This window comes from Marinobacter sp. ELB17, assembly GCF_000169375.1.
Taxonomy (GTDB): Bacteria; Pseudomonadota; Gammaproteobacteria; order Pseudomonadales; family Oleiphilaceae; genus Marinobacter.
Genome location: NZ_AAXY01000071.1, coordinates 1 through 1,641, shown reverse-complemented (window position 1 = coordinate 1,641; position 1,641 = coordinate 1). Strand labels below are relative to the sequence as shown.

Here is a 1,641-nt window from a genome sequence, read left to right as displayed (position 1 = left end):
TCCGAAAAAGACGACATAATTCGACTGTTAAACACACCCCAACTAACAATGATCAAACAGAGAATTGCAAAACCAGCATAGAGCCGGTGAATAACCGAGATTTTATTCATATTTTTGTACTCTCACCACTAGCCCAAAATGAACTGAGCAAAAAAGCAGATAAGGCCAACAAAAACGTGCGGGCCAAAAGAGATCATCAAAACTAATGTAATTGGAGGGGGAAAAGAAATCAACCAGACTCATCATGGTCATGGTGAAATGCCTGCCGCAATCGATGGGTTCGACTACGGCAGGCATTGGTCTTCAGGAATTAGCTCTTACGAGCGTCTTCCCAAGATTTAAGCAGTTCATTGTAAGGTACGGTTACGCCTTGTACTTTCTCGTTGGCCAGCTTGGGCTTCGGTGCGCCCGGCTGATCCAGCCAGTACTGCGGGTCACGCGGCTCGTTAAGCTTAGGACCACAAGTCGAAAGTACGTTGGCACGCTCCAAGCGCTCCAATACGCGATCTTGAGCATCGGCCAGGCCATCCAAAGCTTCCTGAGGAGTCGCTTCACCACTGGCTGCTTGAGAAACGTACTGCCACCACAATTGGGCCAGCTTCGGATAATCAGGAACGTTGGTGCCAGTCGGCGTCCATTGAACCCGTGCAGGACTGCGATAGAACTCAACCAAACCACCAAGCTTCGGCGCCATTTCCGTCATTACGTCAGAGTTGAGGTCAGACTCGCGGATCGGCGTCAGGCCAGCGACGGTTTTTTCCAGAGACACAGTCTTGGAAACCGTGAACTGGGCGTACAACCAAGCCGCCAGGCGGCGCTTCTCAGGAGTGGACTTCATGAACGTCCAGGCACCTACGTCCTGATAGCCCAACTTCATGCCCTCTTCCCAGTAGGGACCGCGGGGCGAAGGCGCCATACGCCATTTCGGAGAACCGTCTTCATTTACAACCGGCAGTCCTTCTTCAATCATGCTGGCGGTGAAGGCCGTGTACCAGAAAATCTGCTGGGCAATTGCGCCCTGGGCAGGGACTGGGCCAGATTCAGAGAAGGTCATACCCGTTGCTTCGGGCGGCGCGTACTTTTGCATCCATTCGACGTACTTGGTGGTCGCGTAAACCGCTGCCGGGGCGTTTGTTGCGCCACCGCGGGACATGTTAGACCCGACCGGGCGACACTCGTCAACCCGAATGCCCCACTCGTCAACCGGCAAGCCGTTAGGCAGGCCTTTGTCGCCGCCACCGGCCATTGAGAACCAAGCATCGGTGAAGCGCCAGCCAAGAGACGGGTCTTTCTTGCCGTAGTCCATGTGGCCGTATACTTTCTCGCCATCAATTTCTTTAACATGAACCGAAAAGAACTCCGCGATGTCTTCGTACGCAGACCAATTCACCGGAACACCAAGATCATATCCGTAGAGATCCGCAAACTGCTTTTTCAGGTCTTCACGCTCAAACCAGTCAGCCCGGAACCAATACAGGTTGGCGAACTGCTGAGTCGGAAGCTGATAAAGCACGCCATCGGGCCCAGTGGTAAAGTCCAGGCCTATAAAGTCTTCAAGATCCAGAGTCGGCAGAGTAAGGTCTTTACCCGCGCCATTCATGATGGCGTCAATGGACTCCACTTTTCCGTAGCGGAAATGCG

The 1,641-nt window shown here is 53.2% G+C and carries 2 protein-coding genes; one reads left to right on the top strand and one right to left on the bottom strand.

Going from position 1 to position 1,641, the window contains the following annotated elements:
• Positions 1-206 (top strand): hypothetical protein (locus MELB17_RS26020; RefSeq protein ID WP_007352758.1); only part of this gene is annotated, 206 nt, incomplete at its 5' end.
• 104 nt (positions 207-310) lie between these two features.
• Here the strand turns inward: MELB17_RS26020 and MELB17_RS23045 are convergent.
• The coding region (locus MELB17_RS23045; RefSeq protein ID WP_007352757.1) for an ABC transporter substrate-binding protein at positions 311-1,641 on the bottom strand (1,331 nt) is incomplete at its 5' end.